Raw genomic sequence first — 18,518 nt, 5'->3', positions numbered from 1 at the left:
TGACGCCTGCCGTGCACCCGTGGGAGGGGCGACGACGCTCCCTCCGACCCTCGGGCCGACCGACGCCGATCTGATCGATCTTGTCGGGTTCGGTCCCCCCATACTTCCGCCGCCCGCGCGCGGCACCCTCGCCGCACCCCATGGCGTCCGCATGTTGGAACGGAGTATCCGGTTCCCGAGCGCCACTCCATCATGTAACCTGCACGAAATTTTGCACTCCGCAGAGGGCCAACGTCGTCCCTCGGCACCATCACATGCCAGATGACGACGACGGGAGAGCCGATGCGTACGCCGCGCCAGCCGTCCCAGCATTCCGCGAATGGCCAGAACTGGTCGTTCATGGATGCTCGCCCTGCTGCGCAGGGTATGTACGACCCCCGCAACGAGCGCGACGCCTGCGGCGTCGGCTTCGTGGCCACCCTCACCGGCGAGGCGAGCCACGCGCTGGTCGAGCAGGCGCTCACGGTTCTGCGTAACCTGGAGCACCGCGGCGCCACCGGCTCCGAGCCCGACTCCGGCGACGGCGCGGGCATCCTCTCGCAGGTGCCGGACGCCTTCTTCCGCGAGGTGGCCGGATTCGAACTCCCCGCGGCGGGCTCGTACGCCGTCGGCATCGCCTTCCTGCCGGAGGAGGGGACCGAGGACGCCGTCTCACGTATCGAGACGATCGCCGGTGAGGAGGGCCTGACGGTCCTCGGCTGGCGCGAGGTCCCGGTCGCCCCCGAGCTGCTGGGCGCCACCGCCCGTTCGACCATGCCGGCCTTCCGGCAGGTCTTCGTCACCGACGGCGCCAGCGAGGGCATCGCGCTGGACCGCAAGGCGTTCGTGCTGCGCAAGCGCGCCGAGCGCGAGGCCGGTGTCTACTTCCCGTCGCTGTCCGCGCGGACGATCGTCTACAAGGGCATGCTGACCACCGGTCAGCTGGAGCCCTTCTTCCCGGACCTGTCCGACCGCCGCTTCGCGTCGGCCGTCGCGCTCGTCCACTCGCGCTTCTCCACGAACACCTTCCCGTCGTGGCCGCTCGCGCACCCGTATCGCTTCGTCGCGCACAACGGTGAGATCAACACCGTCAAGGGCAACCGCAACTGGATGCGGGCCCGCGAGTCGCAGCTGGTCTCGGACCTTTTCGGTGACCGCGACCTCGAGCGGATCTTCCCGGTCTGTACGCCGGACGCCTCCGACTCGGCGTCCTTCGACGAGGTGCTCGAACTCCTGCACCTCGGCGGCCGTTCGCTGCCCCACTCCGTGCTGATGATGATCCCGGAGGCGTGGGAGAACCACGACTCCATGGATTCGGCCCGGCGCGCCTTCTACCAGTTCCACTCCACGATGATGGAGCCCTGGGACGGCCCGGCCTGTGTCACCTTCACCGACGGCACCCAGGTCGGCGCCGTGCTCGACCGCAACGGTCTGCGCCCCGGCCGCTACTGGGTCACCGACGAGGGCCTGGTCGTCCTCGGCTCCGAGGTCGGCGTCCTCGACATCGACCCCGCCAGGGTCGTCCGCAAGGGCCGCCTGCAGCCCGGCAAGATGTTCCTCGTCGACACCGCCGAGCACCGCATCATCGAGGACGACGAGATCAAGGCGACCCTCGCCGCCGAGCAGCCCTACGCGGAGTGGCTGGAGGCCGGCGAGATCGAGCTCGGCGACCTGCCCGAGCGCGAGCACATCGTCCACACCCACGCCTCGGTCACCCGCCGTCAGCAGACCTTCGGCTACACCGAGGAGGAGCTGCGCGTCATCCTGGCGCCGATGGCCAAGGCCGCTGCCGAGCCGATCGGTTCGATGGGTACGGACTCCCCGATCGCGGCCCTCTCCGAGCGCCCGCGGCTGCTCTTCGACTACTTCACCCAGCTGTTCGCGCAGGTCACCAACCCGCCGCTGGACGCCATCCGCGAGGAGCTGGTCACCTCGCTGCGCTCCTCGCTCGGCCCGGAGGGCAACCTCCTGGAGCCGACCGCGGCGTCCTGCCGCAGCGTGACCCTGCCCTTCCCGGTCATCGACAACGACGAGCTGGCCAAGCTCATCCACATCAACGCCGACGGCGACATGCCCGGCTTCAAGGCCGCGACCCTCTCCGGCCTGTACCGGGTGAGCGGCGGCGGTGACGCGCTCGCCGCGCGCATCGAGGAGATCTGCGCCGAGGCCGACGCCGCCATCGAGAACGGCGCCCGTCTGATCGTCCTGTCGGACCGCCACTCGGACGCCGAGCACGCCCCGATCCCGTCGCTGCTGCTCACCGCGGCCGTCCACCACCACCTCATCCGCACCAAGCAGCGCACCGAGGTGGGCCTGCTGGTCGAGGCCGGCGACGTCCGCGAGGTCCACCACGTCGCCCTGCTCATCGGTTTCGGCGCCGCCGCCGTCAACCCGTACCTGGCGATGGAGTCCGTCGAGGACCTGGTCCGCGCGGGCACCTTCCTGCCGGGCATGGAGGCCGAGAAGGCGATCCGGAACCTGATCTACGCCCTCGGCAAGGGCGTCCTGAAGGTCATGTCCAAGATGGGCATCTCGACCGTCGCCTCCTACCGCGGCGCCCAGGTCTTCGAGGCCGTCGGTCTCGACGAGGGCTTCGTCGAGAAGTACTTCAACGGCACGGCCACCAAGATCGGCGGCGTCGGCATCGACGTCATCGCCAAGGAGGTCGCCGCCCGCCACGCCAAGGCGTACCCCGCATCGGGTATCGCTCCCGCGCACCGCGCCCTTGAGATCGGTGGCGAGTACCAGTGGCGCCGCGAGGGCGAGCCGCACCTGTTCGACCCGGAGACGGTCTTCCGCCTCCAGCACTCCACGCGCAGCAACCGCTACGACATCTTCAAGAAGTACACGGACCGCGTGAACGAGCAGTCCGAGCGCCTGATGACGCTGCGCGGCCTGTTCGGCTTCAAGTCCGACCGGCAGCCGATCCCGATCGACGAGGTCGAGCCGGCGAGCGAGATCGTCAAGCGCTTCTCCACCGGCGCCATGTCGTACGGCTCCATCTCCAAGGAGGCGCACGAGACCCTCGCCATCGCCATGAACCAGCTGGGCGGCAAGTCCAACACCGGTGAGGGCGGCGAGGACCCGGAGCGCCTGTACGACCCGGCGCGCCGGTCCAGCATCAAGCAGGTCGCCTCCGGCCGCTTCGGTGTGACCTCCGAGTACCTGGTCAACGCGGACGACATCCAGATCAAGATGGCCCAGGGCGCCAAGCCCGGCGAGGGCGGCCAGCTGCCCGGCCACAAGGTCTACCCGTGGGTGGCCAAGACCCGTCACTCGACCCCGGGTGTCGGACTGATCTCCCCGCCGCCGCACCACGACATCTACTCGATCGAGGACCTGGCACAGCTGATCCACGACCTGAAGAACGCGAACCCGCAGGCGCGGATTCACGTGAAGCTGGTCTCCGAGGTCGGCGTCGGCACGGTCGCGGCCGGTGTGTCCAAGGCGCACGCGGACGTGGTGCTGATCTCCGGTCACGACGGCGGCACCGGCGCGTCCCCGCTGACGTCGCTGAAGCACGCCGGCGGCCCCTGGGAGCTCGGCCTCGCCGAGACCCAGCAGACCCTGCTGCTCAACGGCCTGCGCGACCGCATCGTCGTGCAGACCGACGGCCAGCTGAAGACCGGCCGTGACGTCGTCATCGCCGCGCTGCTCGGCGCCGAGGAGTTCGGTTTCGCGACCGCTCCGCTCGTCGTCTCCGGCTGCATCATGATGCGCGTCTGCCACCTGGACACCTGCCCGGTCGGCGTCGCCACCCAGAACCCGGTGCTGCGCGACCGCTTCAACGGCAAGGCCGAGTACGTGGTGAACTTCTTCCGGTTCATCGCCGAGGAGGTCCGCGAGATCCTCGCCGAGCTGGGCTTCCGCTCCATCGAGGAGGCCGTCGGCCACGCCGAGGCGCTCGACGTGGCCCGTGCCGTCGACCACTGGAAGGCGCAGGGCCTGGACCTGGAGCCGCTGTTCCACGTGCCCGAGCTGCCCGAGGGCGCGGTGCGCCACCGGATCGTCGAGCAGGACCACGGCCTGGCGAAGGCCCTGGACAACGAGCTGATCAAGCTCGCCGCCGACGCCCTGGCCGCCGACTCGGCGACCGACGCCCAGCCGGTGCGTGCCCAGGTCGCCATCCGCAACATCAACCGCACGGTCGGCACCATGCTCGGCCACGAGGTGACGAAGAAGTTCGGCGGCGCGGGTCTGCCCGACGACACCATCGACATCACCTTCACGGGCTCGGCGGGCCAGTCCTTCGGTGCCTTCCTGCCGCGCGGTGTCACGCTGCGCCTGGAGGGCGACGCCAACGACTACGTCGGCAAGGGTCTCTCCGGCGGCCGTGTGATCGTCCGCCCGGACCGGGCCGCCGACCACCTCGCCGAGTACTCGACGATCGCGGGCAACACCATCGCGTACGGCGCGACCGGCGGTGAGCTGTTCCTGCGCGGTCGTACGGGCGAGCGGTTCTGCGTCCGAAACTCCGGTGCGCTGGTGGTCTCGGAGGGTGTGGGCGACCACGGCTGCGAGTACATGACCGGCGGTCACGCGGTGGTCCTCGGCGAGACGGGCCGCAACTTCGCGGCCGGCATGTCCGGCGGTGTCGCGTACGTCATCGACCTCGACCGGGACAACGTCAACGTCGGCAACCTCGACGCGGTCGAGGCGCTGGACGACGCCGACAAGCAGTGGCTGCACGACGTGGTGCGCCGCCACCAGGAGGAGACCGGCTCGACGGTCGCCGAGAGGCTCCTGGCCGAGTGGGACACGGCGGCCGACCGCTTCAGCAAGATCATCCCCAGCACCTACAAGGCAGTGCTCGCCGCCAAGGACGCCGCCGAGCGAGCCGGTCTCTCCGAGACCGAGACCCACGAGAAGATGATGGAGGCGGCGATCAATGGCTGACCCGAAGGGCTTCCTGAACCACGGCCGTGAGGTCGCCAAGACCCGTCCCGTCAGCGAGCGCGTCAAGGACTGGAACGAGGTCTACGTTCCGGGCTCCCTGCTGCCGATCATCAGCAAGCAGGCCAGCCGGTGCATGGACTGCGGCATCCCGTTCTGCCACAACGGCTGTCCGCTGGGGAACCTGATCCCCGAGTGGAACGACTACGCCTACCGCGAGGACTGGGCGGCCGCCCAGGAGCGCCTGCACGCGACCAACAACTTCCCGGAGTTCACCGGTCGCCTCTGCCCGGCCCCCTGTGAGTCGGCGTGCGTGCTGGGCATCAACCAGTCGCCGGTCACCATCAAGAACGTCGAGGTCTCGATCATCGACAAGGCGTGGGAGACCGGTGACGTCGCCCCGCAGGCGCCCGAGCGCCTGTCGGGCAAGACGGTCGCGGTCATCGGCTCGGGCCCAGCGGGCCTGGCCGCCGCCCAGCAGCTCACGCGGGCGGGCCACACCGTGGCGGTGTACGAGCGCGCCGACCGCGTCGGCGGTCTGCTGCGCTACGGCATCCCCGAGTTCAAGATGGAGAAGCGGCACATCAACCGCCGTATCGAGCAGATGCGCGCGGAGGGTACCCGCTTCCGTACCGGCATCGAGATCGGCCGCGACCTCAAGGCGACCGACCTGAAGAAGCGGTACGACGCGGTCGTCATCGCCGCCGGCGCCACGACCGCCCGTGACCTCCCGGTCCCCGGCCGCGAGCTCAAGGGCGTCTACCAGGCGATGGAGTACCTGCCGCTGGCCAACAAGGTCCAGGAGGGTGACTACGTCACCACCCCGGTCTCGGCCGAGGGCAAGCACGTCGTCGTCATCGGTGGTGGCGACACCGGCGCCGACTGCGTGGGCACCGCCCACCGCCAGGGCGCGGCCTCCGTCACCCAGCTGGAGATCATGCCGCGCCCGGGTGAGGAGCGGAACCCGGTTGCCCAGCCCTGGCCGACCTTCCCGATGCTCTACAAGGTGACGAGCGCCCACGAGGAGGGCGGCGAGCGGGTCTACTCCGTCTCGACGACCCACTTCGAGGGCGACGAGGACGGCAACGTCCAGTGGCTGCACCTGGCCGAGGTCGAGTTCGTCGACGGCAAGCTGACCCAGAAGCCGGGCACCGAGCGCAAGATCCCGGCCCAGCTGGTCACCCTCGCCATGGGCTTCACCGGCACCGACCGGGAGAACGGTCTTGTGGAGCAGTTCGGTCTCGACCTCGACGAGCGCGGCAACGTCGCCCGTGACGCCGACTTCCAGACCAACGTGCCGGGCGTGTTCGTCGCCGGTGACGCCGGCCGCGGCCAGTCGCTCATCGTGTGGGCGATCGCGGAGGGCCGTTCGGCCGCCCGCGGCGTCGACCGCTTCCTGACCGGTGCCAGCGACCTGCCGGCGCCGATCCGCCCGACGGACCGCTCGCTGATGGTCTGACGGCACCACAAAAAGCGTCCCGTACAACGGCGTACGGGCGGGTCATCTGGGGGATTCCCCCAGACCCCCGTAGGCGGCGCCTGCCCGCAGTCCCCGACCGGACTGGGCAGGCGCCGCTGCCCTTTCAGCGTGAACTCGCCTTCAGGTCCTCGAACTTGACCGTCGCGTCCTCGGTGTAGGCCCCCACCTTGCCCTGGTTGTAAGGGCGTTCCGTGTCCGTAAAGGTCACCAGCGGCTTGCCGTCCACCGACACCGCGAGCACTGCACCCCGCTGCTCGACCCGCACGCCGTACCAGTCACCCACGGGGTACTTCGTCCGCCCCGTCGCCAGGAAGCGCTGGCCCCCCGGATAGGCGGGGTCCCGTTTGCCCAGTTCCCAGCCGTTGGGCTTGAGGGTGATGTAGTAGAAGTGCTCCGGATCGGTGTACGCCCAGACCAGCCACGGGACCTCCCACGGGTTCGGGTCGGGATCGCGCAGCTGCTTCACCGTCCGCATCCGCGCCTCGTACCGCACGTCCGTGTAGGAGGCGGTGCTCACCACGAGGCCCGCGTGTGTCGTACCCCGGTCCTCCGCGGCCCTGGGGGAGAGCGACAGGGATGCGTCGTCGCCCACGTTGGTGCCGTGGCCGTTGAACACCGAGAGCCAGCGGCCGTGGGTGGAACCGTCGATCCAGGGCTTGGGCGGTGGCGAGTGGGCGCCCCGGCACTGGCTCACGGCGACCGAGAGGAGCGCGGCCAGGGTGAGGGCCAGTGCCAGGGTGGTGAGGAGGCGGCCCCTGCGCCCCGGCGGGATCAGCGGGATCCGGCGGACGTGACGCAGGGGCGACGTAGTCATGCCGTCGAGTATGGCCCGGACGCGGTGAGGCCGACCGGCACATCGGCGGCGAAGTCCTCGGCGAGTTGGGCGAGTACGCGGGTGGCGGCCCGTCCGTCGCCGAACGGGTTGCCCGCGCCCGCCATCCGCCGGTACTCCGCCGGATCGTCCAGCAGCCTTTCGGCCCAGGTCACGATGGCGTCCGGGTCGGTGCCGATCAGCTTCGCCGCGCCGGCCTCGACCGCCTCCGGGCGCTCGGTGGTGGTGCGCAGCACCAGCGCGGGCTTGCTCAGGCTCGGGGCCTCCTCCTGGATGCCGCCGGAGTCGGTGAGCACGAGGTCGCACTCGGCCAGCGTCGCCGCGAAGTCCAGGTAGTCGAGCGGCTCGACCAGCGAGATGCCGGTGTGGCCGTCGAGTTCGGGCAGCAGCGCGTCCCGTACGGCGGGACTCTTGTGCAGCGGCAGCACGATCTCCACGTCCCCGCGCCCGGCGAGCCGGGTGAGCGCCCGGCCCATGCCGCGCATACGCTCGCCCTGGTTCTCCCGGCGGTGCAGGGTCACCAGGACCCGCCGGGCGCCGGTGCGGAACGCCGAGGTGCCGGTGCCCTCGGCCAGCACCCACAGCAGGTTGTCGATCACCGTGTTGCCGGTGGTGAACACCTGCTCCGCCGGGACACCCTCGTCGGTCAGATTCCCTGCCGCGCGCGGTGTCGGGGCGAAGTGCCAGCGGGCGATGCGTCCGATGAGGCTGCGGTTGAGCTCCTCCGGGAAGGGGTTGTCGATGACCCCGGTGCGCAGCCCCGCCTCGACGTGGGCGACCGGGATCTTCTCGTAGAAGGCGGCCAGGGCGCCGGCCAGCGCGGTGGTGGTGTCCCCCTGCACCACGACCAGGTCCGGCCGCTGATCCCGCATGGCCTCGCCGAGCTCGCCGACCAGGCGGGCGGTCAGCTCGGACAGCTGCTGCCGGCTGCGCATCACGTCGAGCGCGATCCGTACGTCGACGCGGAGCAGACCGAGCATCTGGTGGAGCATCTCGCGGTGCTGGCCGGTGGTGACGACGATCGGCTCGAACTGCTCGCTGCCGGCCATCGCCCGCGCCACCGGCGCCAGTTTGATCGCTTCCGGCCGGGTGCCGAGCACGAGCATGGCGCGTACGGGCACGGTTGACGGAGCTGTGGACATGGAAGGCCCCCCTAGGGCATGCGGAAAGAACGTGCGAAGGCACGGAAGAAGAGAGAGACAAGTCAGATGAGAGAGACGAGCCGGATGAGAGGAGAGGTCAGGTGCGCGCGGTCTTCAGCCAGGTCTTCTTGCCGGTGAGCATCCGCCAGAACCCCCACCAGCCGGCGAAGAACCAGATGTAGCCGTAGAAGACGAAGACATGGGCGAGCAGCACACAGCGCGCCAGCCCCAGCTGCCGCTCACGCTTGAAGTACACGAAGCCGTATGTGTAGGCGGCCGTGAACGACAGGATGTACGGCCCGAACAGCCACATGGGCGACACGAGCGCATGTCCCAGCTGGACGGAGGCCACGATGGTGGCCCCCAGGGCGACCAGGAAGGACAGGGGCAGCAGCGAGGTCAGCAGGATCAGGACCGGGCTGGACAGGTGGTAGAGCATGTCCAGCGCCGGACGCGTCGGGACGTCCCGCAGGATGAGCGGGACGAGACCGGCGGACTGCAGGTGCCCTTGGAACCAGCGGGATCGCTGCCGGACCAGGCGTCGCAGGCTGAGCACGGCCTGCTGGGAGACCGCGGCGGTGGTGCAGTGCATATTGGTCCAGCCCTTGGCGATCAGCCGCACCCCGAGGTCGAGGTCCTCGGTGAGGCTGTCGCTCCACGGGCCGTCCCCATCCAGCGTGTTGAGCGCCGACAGCCGCATGAACTGGCCGTTGCCGCCCATGCCCACGCTGCCGATGAAGCGCCGTGCGCTCTGGAAGACGTCGCCGTAGACGACGAACTCCATGTCCTGCATGCGGGCGAGCAGCCCCAGGTGCCGGTTGTACATGCGGACGCAGACCTGCACCGCGCCCGTACCCGGGTCGTCGAAGTACGGGTCGACGGACTGCATGACGTGCGGGTCGAGCCGCCCGTCCGCGTCGACCACGCACAGGACCACGTCCGCCGGGTCACGGCCCGCGAGCAGACCGGACTCCCTGAGGTGCCGCACTCCGTCGTTGAGTGCGGCACCCTTTCCCCGGCGTGCGTTCGGCGGAGTGCGCCGGTGCAGCCGGACCAGTTTCGGATCGGCGGCCAGTGCGATCTCGCTGGTGCGATCGTCGGAGCCGTCGTCTATGACCAGAGCCATGAAATTCCCGGCGGGCAGCGAGGTGATGCGCGCCAGGCTTTCCGAAAGTACTTTCTCTTCGTTCAAACAAGCGAGCAGAAATACATAGAACCGTTCTCTCCGGTCGGTCCGGGAACGGCGAATTCTGCGTCGCGAGAGCAGGAAAAGACTCGTGTTGTAACAGCCGGCCATGACGATCAGGGCGATGCTCGACCACAGGAGCGACTCAGTGATCACAAGCGCCCCCGGTATGGGCCCGCATCTCCCGTGCCCGGTGTCCCTGCCGTCGCAGGGGTATCCGGACCAGCAGGATCAGGGCGGCTGTCAGGCAATAGAACAGGAATCCGGCTCCGGCTATCGCCTGTAGTACTTTGGCCAAAGGTAGGCCGGGTATCGCTTCCGGTGCGGCCATCGCTCCTGCCAGGGGCAACAGTGCCCCCAGGGCGGGTCGTCCGTACATTTTCCCCCCATATTCGTGCGCGTCCCCAACGCGCGGAGGTGAACTTAGCAGACCTTTCGAGGGGCGAGGAGCGCGTTTGACAGCCTCCGCGAATCTCAGAACAATCGGTGCCTTCATGTCGCCAAATGCTTTGTCAATCATTTGGCAAAGTGGGGGGAAGATCGTGAGACGTGTGATCCCGCCCTGGAAACGGGCACGCAGCAGAATTACCGTCGTTATACCACTCGTGGCCGCTCTGCTGAGCGGCACATTCCTGGCCACGGACGCGCAGGCCGCCGGGGGACATCACCACCGGGGCGAGGCCGCCGGCACCAGCTCCGGAATGAACCGCGTCGACCTCAAGGGCTGGGCCAAGGTCCAGCTCAAGGCGGACGAGGCCCGGCGCGCGCGGCCGCACCCGAAGACCGCCCCGACCACACTGGCCTCCGCGGCCGGTTCCCGGCTCCGCACCGCGACCGCCGTGACCCGGCAGGCGGCCCTGCTCGCCCCGGCGGACGCCGCGGCCGACGCCACCCCGACCACCCTCGTCCTCTATGACACGGCCGGCCCCTACGGGCAGCTGGGCGAGCTGTACGCGATGGCCACGGCCAACCTCGCCGGACACTTCGGCACGGTGACGTCCAAGCCGGTCCAGCAGTACACCGCCGGGATGATCAACTCGTACTCGGCCGTCGTCTACATCGGCTCCACCTACTACGGCGGCAGCGTCCCGGACGCCGTCCCGGCCGCGTTCTACGCCGACGCGGCGGCGAGCGCCAAGCCGGTGATCTGGATGGGCGCCAACATCTGGAACATGGCGGGCGCCGTCGGAGTGAACCAGTTCACGCAGAAGTACGGCTGGGACCCGACGACGTCGTACTACGAGGACGGCGGTTCGATCGGCAACGTCACGCAGGTGGCGTACCGGGGGCAGAACCTCACCCGCACCATCCCGGCCGGACAGGACGGCGGCGTGCTGCGCCCCAACGTCCTGACGGGCGCGGGATATCCGGCCGTCACCCGGCTCGCAGAGGGCCTGGACAGCTCCAACGGGCACACCTTCGGCTGGGCGGTGCGGTCGTCCAATCTCACCTACATCGGTGAGATCCCGTTCGCCTACGTCTCCGAGAGCGACCGTGTCCTCGCCTTCGAGGACCTCCTCTTCGACGCGCTCGCCCCGGCCACCGCCGAGCGGCACCGGGCGATGATGCGCCTGGAGGACATCAGCCCCGACGCGGATCCCAACGATCTGCGGGACATGGCCGACTACCTCTACTCGCAGAACATCCCGTACGGCATCAACGTGATCCCCGTCTACACGGACCCCAACGGCACCTACAACAACGGCGTCCCGCAGACGATCACGCTCGCCCAGCGGCCGCAGGTGGTCAGCGCGATCAAGTACATGCTGGCGAGGGGTGCGGTCCTGATGGACCACGGCTACACGCACCAGTACAGCAACGTGGCCAACCCCTACGACGGCGTGACCGGTGACGACTTCGAGTTCTACCGAGCACACGTCGACGCCGCGAACAACGTCGTCTACGACGGCCCGGTCGCCGAGGACTCCACCCTCTGGGCGCAGGCCCGGGTCACCAGCGCGCTCCTCCAGTTCACCCTGGCGGGCCTGCCCAAGCCCACGCTGTGGACCACCCCGCACTACGCGGGCTCGGCGGCCGACTACAAGGTCTTCAGCTCCAACTTCTCGGCGCGCCTGGAGCGTTCGCTCTACTTCGCCGGGACGCTGAGCGGGGCCTCGGCCGACCCGAACCGGTTCATCGGCCAGTTCTTCCCGTACGTGGTGAAGGACGTGTACGGCACCAAGGTGCTGCCCGAGAACATCGGCAACTACGAGCCGGAGGCGTACAACAACCACCCGGCACGCCTGCCCGCCGACCTCATCGCGTCGGCGAAGGCGAACCTGGCCGTACGGGACGGAGTGGCGAGCTTCTTCTACCACCCGTACTACCCGGTGCAGCCGTTGAAGGACACCATCGACGGCATGAAGGCACTCGGCTACACCTTCGTCAGCCCGGCGGCACTGTGACGGCGCCCGCCCCGAGGAGGAGGACCGTCGCCTTCATGGCGGCGGTCCTCCTCGCCGTCACCGGATGCGTGTCGACCGGCACCGGCAAGGGGGCCGCCCACGACAGCACACACGCCTCCCGTCCCGAACCGGGGACCTCGACCATGCGCGGCATCACCCTGCCCTCGTGGTACCGCACGGACTACGACAGCCCGGCCGCGCCCCGTTATCTGCGCGGAATCAAGTCCACCGGGGCACGCTGGGTCACCTTCACCCCGACCTGGTACCAGAATCACGTCACCGACTCCGCCCTGCACACCACGGAGGAGACCGCGAGCGACGCGAGCCTGCGCAGCATCGTCGAGCGCGCCCACGCGGCCGGCCTCAAGGTGATGATCAAGCCGCATGTGGACCTGCCCGGCGACGTGGACCGTGCCGGGATCCGCCCCCGCGACCGGGCCGCCTGGTTCGCCGCCTACCGCCGCTTCATCACCCACTACGCGGACATAGCCGCCGGCACCGGAGCCGAACAACTCGTGGTCGGCACCGAACTCGCCGGAGTGTCCGGCGACACCGCCGCCTGGACCGGGGTGATCAAGGCGGTCCGCGACCACTACGACGGCCCGCTGACCTACGCCGCCAACTACGACGAGTACCAGCACATCCACTTCTGGAAGGCCCTCGACCTGATCGGCATCGACGCCTACTGGCCGCTCACCGAGAAGCCCACCACCGACCCCGCCGTCCTGAACCGCGCCTGGGCCCCGATCCGGCAGCAGCTCGCCGCGTACGCCGGACGCCAAGGCCGCCGGATCCTGTTCACCGAGGCCGGCTACGTCAGCCAGCGCGGCTCCACGACCGCCCCGTACTCCTGGACGGTCAGCAAACGCCCGGCGGACGCCGAACAGGCCGCCGCCTACCGTGCGCTCCTCGACTCCTTCGAGGGCCGGAAGTGGTGGGCCGGCGTCTGCTGGTGGATGTGGGACGACTGGCCGGACAGCGGAGAGACACCGGTACGCCTGGCGTACACCCCGCACGGCAAACCGGCGGAGGAGGTGCTGCGCCGGAAGTGGGCCGGCTGACTGCCTGAAACCTAGGCAGCGGCCCCGGTCAGCTCCGTGACCTTCGCGATCGTCAGCACCACCAGCAGGGCAAGGAGCGCCAGGCACACACCCGTCTGCACGAGAGCCCGGCGGCGGTCCCGGGGCGCGTAGGCGTAGGCCAGCGCCACCACGCCGCCGGACAGCAGACCGCCGAGGTGGCCCTGCCAGGAGGTGGCCCACGCGGAGATCACCAGCCACAGCACCAGACCGCCCATGAACCGGTTGACGGCGCTCATGTCGGCGCCCAGGCGGCGGGCCATCACGTAGTACGCGGCACCGAGCCCGAAGATCGCGCCGGACGCGCCGAGCGTGGGCGTCTCCGGCGCGATCAGCAGTACCAGGACCGAACCGCCGAGCGCCGACAGCAGGTACAGGGCCGTGAACCGCACACGGCCCAGCTGCGCCTCCACCACCCGGCCCAGGTTCCACAGCGACACCATGTTCATCACGATGTGCGCGATGCCGAACGTGCCCTCGGTGGGCGGCAGGTGCAGGAACGCCCCCGTCAGCAGCCGGTACCACTCCCCGTGGGCGACGCCCTCCGGTAGATAGCCGGCGGGCACGGTCCCCAGCATGTCGAACCGGTCCACGACCGACGGGCGCACCAACTCGGCGAGGTAGGCGAGCACGTTGAGCCCGATGAGGGTGTACGTCACCATCGGCACCGCCGTGACCCGGCCGCCGAACGCGGTACGCGCCTGCCGCACCGACCGCGCGCCCTCCTTCACGCACTCCACGCACTGGTGTCCGACGGCGGCCTCGTGCATGCAGTCGGGGCAGATGTACCGGTCGCAGCGGGTGCAGCGGACGTACGACTCCACCTTGGGATGGCGGTAGCAGGTGGTGACTGCGGACTCGGTGGACTCGGCGGACTCTGGGGATTCGGCGGCCACGGCCGGCTCCTCGGAAGGGTCTGGGGACAGGGTGAGCCGATGGGGACGGCGGCGAACAAAATAGCGAACCCCGGTGTCCGTGGGAGGGTGGGGGCCATGGTTGCGATCAGTCTCAGCAAGGTTCAGGAGACCGCGCCCGCGCTGGTCGGCCTGTACAAGAGCGCCGGGGTGTCCCTCACGAAGCACGGGCTGGACGGACAGCGGGCCGCCGTGTACCTCGTGGTCGACTACTCGGGCTCCATGAAGCCGTACTACCGGGACGGCAGCGTCCAGGCGCTCGCCGACCGGGTACTCGGGCTGTCCGCGCACTTCGACGACGACGGCAGTGTGCCGGTCGTGTTCTTCTCCACGGACGTGGACGCCGTCACCGACATCGCCCTCGCCGAGCACCGGGGGCGCATCGAGCGGATCGTGTCCGGCCTGGGCCACATGGGCAGGACCAGCTACCACCTGGCGATGGACGCCGTCATCGACCACTACCTCGACAGCGGGTCCACCGACCCCGCCCTCGTGATCTTCCAGACCGACGGCGGCCCGATCGACAAGCTCGCCGCGGAACGCTACCTGTGCAAGGCGGCGCCCCTGCCGCTGTTCTGGCAGTTCATCGGCTTCGGCGATCCGGACAGCAAGCAGTTCGACTTCCTGCGGAAGCTGGACGAGCTGGCCGTGCCTGAGAAGCGGGTGGTGGACAACGCGGGCTTCTTCCACGCCGGTGCGGATCCGCGGAAGGTGTCCGACGCCGAGCTGTACGACCGTCTCGTGGGCGAGTTCCCGAAGTGGCTGGCGGCCGCACGGGCGCGGGGGATCGTACGGGCATAGATCGTGTCGGCCCCGTTGGCTCAGCCGCACCGTCGTGCCACCCTGAGGGAGATCCGAGGGGGAGGCGACGACGTATGGACGGCGCACGATCGGGGAACGGCGAAGGGGCCGCCGCACACAGGGGCGAGCCCCCGGGCAAGGGCGAGAAGCTCGCCGACTGGGCCGACGGACGGCTCGGGCTCTACACGCTGGCCAAGGCCAACATGCGCAAGGTGTTCCCGGACCACTGGTCCTTCATGCTCGGCGAGGTCTGCCTCTACAGCTTCCTCATCCTGATCCTCACCGGCGTCTACCTCACCCTCTTCTTCGAGCCGAGCGGCGCCGAGGTCGTCTACCACGGCTCCTACGGCCCGCTCAACGGCATCGTCATGACCAAGGCGTACGAGTCGACGCTGCACATCAGCTTCGACGTGCGCGGCGGACTGCTGATCCGGCAGATCCACCACTGGTCGGCACTGGTCTTCGTCACCGGGATGCTCGTGCACATGATGCGGGTGTTCTTCACCGGCGCGTTCCGCAAGCCGCGCGAGCTCAACTGGGTCTTCGGCTGGACCCTGTTGCTGCTCGGCATCATCACCGGCCTGACCGGCTACTCGCTCCCCGACGACCTGCTCTCCGGCACCGGCATCCGCTTCGCCGACGGCGCGATCCTGTCCGTCCCGATCGTCGGGACGTACCTCTCCATGTTCCTGTTCGGAGGGGAGTTCCCCGGCCACGACATCATCTCGCGGTTCTTCCCGATCCACGTCCTGCTGCTGCCCGGGATCATGCTGGGGCTGGTCGTGGCCCATCTGATCCTGGTCTTCTACCACAAGCACACCCAGTACCCGGGGCCAGGACGGGACCAGAAGAGCGTGGTCGGGATGCCCTTCCTCCCCGTCTACATGGCCAAGGCGGGCGGCTTCTTCTTCCTCACCTTCGGCGTACTCGCCCTGATGGGCGGGATCGCCAGCGTCAACCCCGTGTGGGCCTTCGGGCCGTACCGCCCGGACCTCGTCACCACGGGCGCCCAGCCCGACTGGTACCTCGGCTTCTCCGAGGGCCTGATCCGGGTGATGCCGGGATGGGAGATCGACGCCTGGGGCCACACACTGGAGCTGGGCGTCTTCATCCCCTTCTCCCTCTTCCCGCTGATCCTGCTCGCGCTCGGGCTCTATCCCTTCGTCGAGGCATGGATCACCGGCGACAAGCGGGAGCACCACATCCTGGACCGGCCGCGCAACGTGCCCGTGCGCACCGGGCTGGGCGTGGCCTGGCTGAGCCTGTACGTGGTGCTGCTGATCGGCGGCGGCAACGACATCGTGGCCACCCATCTGTATCTGTCGATCAACTCGATCACCTGGTTCGTGCGGGTCTCCGTCTTCGTCGTGCCGGTCGTCGCCTTCATGGTGACCAAGCGGGTCTGTCTCGGACTGCAACGCCGGGACCGCGACAAGGTGCTGCACGGCAGGGAGACGGGCATCATCAAGATGCTGCCACACGGCGAGTACGTCGAGGTCCACGAACCCCTCGCGCAGGACCGGCTGTTCGTCCTGACCCAGCACGAGCAGAACCCGCCGTACGAGATCGGCCCCCGCGAGGACACCAACGGCGTACGGCGGCCGGTCACCGTGTCCCAACGGGTGCGCGCGCGGCTCGCGCGGGCGATGTTCGGACCCGAGTCGCACATCCCGAAGCCGACCCGTGAGGAGTACCGGGAGCTCACCAGCGGCGACCACCACCACTGAGGACCAGTTCGCGGCACTCCTGCGGACCGCCCCAGGCGAAGCGCAGCGCGCGGGCCCTGGTCAGCCACAGGGACAGGTCGTACTCGGCCGTGTACCCGATCGCGCCGTGCAGTTGCAGCGCGGTGCGGGCAGTGGCGTACGCGGCCTCGCACGCCTTCAGCTTGGCGCCGGCCACGTCCGCCGGGTCCATCGTCAGCGCCGCTCCGAAGAGCAGGGGGCGGGCGAACTCCAGGGCCGTCTTCGCGTCGGCCAGCCGGTGCTTCACCGCCTGGAAGGAGCCGACGGGGACGCCGAACTGGGTGCGCTGCCGGACGTAGGCGACCGTTCTGTCGAGGAGCGCGAGACCGACGCCGAGGGCCTGGGCGGCGGTGGCGAGACGGGCCCAGACGAGGGCGTGACCGACGGGCGGGTCGGGCGTGAGGAGCTCGCCGCCGGGGGAGAGGGGCGTGAGGCGGCGGGCCGGGTCGAGGGAGGGGCGCACCGGGCCGGGGCCCGGGGACAGCCACAGGCCGTCGGGGGCGAGGGCGAGACGGACGGTCGCCGCGTCTCCGTCCAGGGCATACCGGGTGGACGGGGACGCCGCCACCGTCGCCATGGCCTCGCCCGCCGCGAGCGCGGGAAGGAACCGCTTGGCCGGGCCGGGCTCGGTGAGCAGGGCGGCCGCCGTGACCGTCTCCACCAGCGGGCCGGGCACCGCGTGCCTCCCCAACTCCACGAAGGCGACCGCGAGCTCCACCGGCCTGGGGCCCAGCCCGTCGTACGCCTCGGGAACCGCAAGTCCGAACACCCCGGCCTCCCCGATACGGGACCACAGCGCGCGTCCGCTCGTGTGGTCCCCGCGGCTCCAGTCCCGTATGACCGACGGCGTGTCCGAGGCCGTGAGCATCGCGTGCAGGGAGCCGGCGAAGGCGCGCTGCTCGGAGTCGAGGAGGAAGCGCATCAGCGGCGTCCCTTCGGCAGACCGAGCAGGCGCTCGGCGATGATGTCGCGCTGGATCTCGTTCGTGCCCGCGTAGATGGGACCGGCGAGGGAGAAGACATAGCCCTCCGCCCAGTCCGTGTCCGCCAGCTCGCCCTCCTCGCCCAGGAGATCGAGCGCGGTCTCGTGCAGCGCGAGGTCGTACTCGGACCAGAAGACCTTGTTCAGGCTGGACTCGGGGCCGAGGGACTCGCCGTCCAGGAAGCGGGAGGCGGCCGCGTAGGTGAACAGCTGGTAGGCGCGGGCGCCGATCAGGGCGTCGGCCACCCGGGCGCGCGCGGAGTCCGGGCCGCCGCGTGTGCGCCAGAGTTCCCGCAGCCGGCCGGCGGAGGCGAGGAAGCGGCCGGGGGAGCGCAGGGTGAGGCCGCGTTCGTTGCCGGCCGTCGACATCGCGATCCGCCAGCCCTGGCCGGGCTCGCCGATCACGTCCTCGTCCGGCACGAACACCTCGTCCAGGAACAGCTCGGCGAACGCCGGCTTTCCGTCGAGGCGCCCGATCGGGCGGACCGTGACTCCGGGGGCCCGCAGGCCGAACATGAGGTAGGTGAGGCCCTGGTGGGGTTTCGGGGCGTCCGGATCGCTGCGGAACAGTCCGAAGGCGCGGTCGGCGAAGGCGGCCCGCGACGACCAGGTCTTCTGTCCGCTCAGCAGCCAGCCGCCGTCCGTGCGCACCGCCCGGGAGGTGAGGGAGGCCAGGTCGGAGCCCGCCTCCGGCTCGGACCAGGCCTGCGCCCAGACCACCTCGCCGGTCGCCATCGACGGCAGCACGCGCGCGCGTTGGTCCGCCGTGCCGTGGTCGAGGAGGGTCGGGGCGAGCAGGCTGATGCCGTTCTGGCTCACCCGGCCCGGCCCGCCCGCCGCCCAGTACTCCTCCTCGAAGACCAGCCACCGGATCAGCCCGGCGCCCCGGCCTCCGTACTCCTTGGGCCAGGACACCACCGACCAGCGGTCCGCGGCCAGTTCGGCCTCCCAGGCGCGGTGCGCCGCGAAGCCCTCCTCGGTCTCCAGGGAGGGGAGGGGAGCGCGGGGCACGTGCGCGTCGAGCCAGGCACGGGCCTCGGCGCGGAACTCCTCGTCGGCCGGCGAGTGGCTGAGGTCCACG

At 69.9% G+C, this 18,518-nt stretch carries 12 protein-coding genes; 6 read left to right on the top strand and 6 right to left on the bottom strand.

Annotated elements, in window-relative coordinates:
- The first annotated feature begins 282 nt into the window (after positions 1–282).
- A complete protein-coding gene (gltB, locus tag ACIPSA_RS01075) occupies positions 283–4,875 on the top strand; it encodes a glutamate synthase large subunit (protein WP_402629410.1) in 4,593 nt (1,530 codons plus the stop codon).
- A complete protein-coding gene (locus ACIPSA_RS01070; RefSeq protein ID WP_402627235.1) occupies positions 4,868–6,331 on the top strand; it encodes a glutamate synthase subunit beta in 1,464 nt (487 codons plus the stop codon). Before gltB ends, ACIPSA_RS01070 begins: the two co-directional genes overlap by 8 nt.
- 124 nt (positions 6,332–6,455) lie before the next feature.
- Here ACIPSA_RS01070 and ACIPSA_RS01065 read toward each other — a convergent pair whose 3' ends face one another.
- The 3 genes from ACIPSA_RS01065 to ACIPSA_RS01055 form a co-directional block, all read right to left on the bottom strand.
- Positions 6,456–7,166: a family 16 glycoside hydrolase gene (locus ACIPSA_RS01065; protein WP_402627232.1), complete on the bottom strand. Its 711-nt coding sequence runs from the start codon at positions 7,164–7,166 to the stop codon at positions 6,456–6,458.
- Entirely contained in the window at positions 7,163–8,326 is a 1,164-nt protein-coding gene (gene wecB, locus ACIPSA_RS01060) for a non-hydrolyzing UDP-N-acetylglucosamine 2-epimerase (RefSeq protein WP_402627229.1), read from the bottom strand. The genes ACIPSA_RS01065 and wecB overlap by 4 nt, the downstream gene beginning before the upstream one ends.
- A gap of 97 nt (positions 8,327–8,423) precedes the next feature.
- Entirely contained in the window at positions 8,424–9,623 is a 1,200-nt protein-coding gene (locus tag ACIPSA_RS01055) for a glycosyltransferase (protein ID WP_402629408.1), read from the bottom strand.
- Between the two features lie 494 nt (positions 9,624–10,117).
- Between ACIPSA_RS01055 and ACIPSA_RS01050 the strand changes: the two genes are divergently transcribed.
- Both ACIPSA_RS01050 and ACIPSA_RS01045 read left to right on the top strand, forming a co-directional pair.
- A complete protein-coding gene (locus tag ACIPSA_RS01050) occupies positions 10,118–11,917 on the top strand; it encodes a DUF2334 domain-containing protein (RefSeq protein WP_402627226.1) in 1,800 nt (599 codons plus the stop codon).
- 35 nt (positions 11,918–11,952) lie between these two features.
- On the top strand, positions 11,953–12,978 hold the full coding sequence (locus tag ACIPSA_RS01045) for a glycoside hydrolase family 113 (RefSeq protein WP_402627223.1): 1,026 nt from the start codon (positions 11,953–11,955) through the stop codon (positions 12,976–12,978).
- Between the two features lie 11 nt (positions 12,979–12,989).
- Here the strand turns inward: ACIPSA_RS01045 and ACIPSA_RS01040 are convergent, their stop codons facing one another.
- Positions 12,990–13,892 (bottom strand): rhomboid family intramembrane serine protease, encoded by a 903-nt coding sequence (locus ACIPSA_RS01040; RefSeq protein WP_402627220.1) that lies wholly within the window; start codon positions 13,890–13,892, stop codon positions 12,990–12,992.
- Between the two features lie 96 nt (positions 13,893–13,988).
- Between ACIPSA_RS01040 and ACIPSA_RS01035 the strand changes: the two genes are divergently transcribed.
- Both ACIPSA_RS01035 and ACIPSA_RS01030 read left to right on the top strand, forming a co-directional pair.
- On the top strand, positions 13,989–14,711 hold the full coding sequence (locus ACIPSA_RS01035; RefSeq protein ID WP_402627217.1) for a vWA domain-containing protein: 723 nt from the start codon (positions 13,989–13,991) through the stop codon (positions 14,709–14,711).
- A 74-nt stretch (positions 14,712–14,785) separates the two neighbouring features.
- Positions 14,786–16,438, top strand: a complete 1,653-nt coding sequence (locus ACIPSA_RS01030; protein WP_402627214.1) for a cytochrome bc complex cytochrome b subunit — start codon at positions 14,786–14,788, stop codon at positions 16,436–16,438.
- Here the strand turns inward: ACIPSA_RS01030 and ACIPSA_RS01025 are convergent.
- Entirely contained in the window at positions 16,413–17,378 is a 966-nt protein-coding gene (locus tag ACIPSA_RS01025; protein ID WP_402627211.1) for an acyl-CoA dehydrogenase family protein, read from the bottom strand. The genes ACIPSA_RS01030 and ACIPSA_RS01025 overlap by 26 nt on opposite strands.
- Complete coding sequence (locus ACIPSA_RS01020) at positions 17,378–18,517, bottom strand: acyl-CoA dehydrogenase family protein (protein ID WP_402627209.1); 1,140 nt, start codon at positions 18,515–18,517, stop codon at positions 17,378–17,380. Before ACIPSA_RS01020 ends, ACIPSA_RS01025 begins: the two co-directional genes overlap by 1 nt.
- Position 18,518: the final 1 nt, after the last annotated feature.

The sequence above is a fragment of the Streptomyces sp. NPDC086549 genome (assembly GCF_044746205.1).
In the GTDB taxonomy this organism is placed as follows: domain Bacteria; phylum Actinomycetota; class Actinomycetes; order Streptomycetales; family Streptomycetaceae; genus Streptomyces.
Note: the sequence above shows the minus strand (reverse complement) of the source record. Positions and strands in the feature narration are given on the sequence as shown.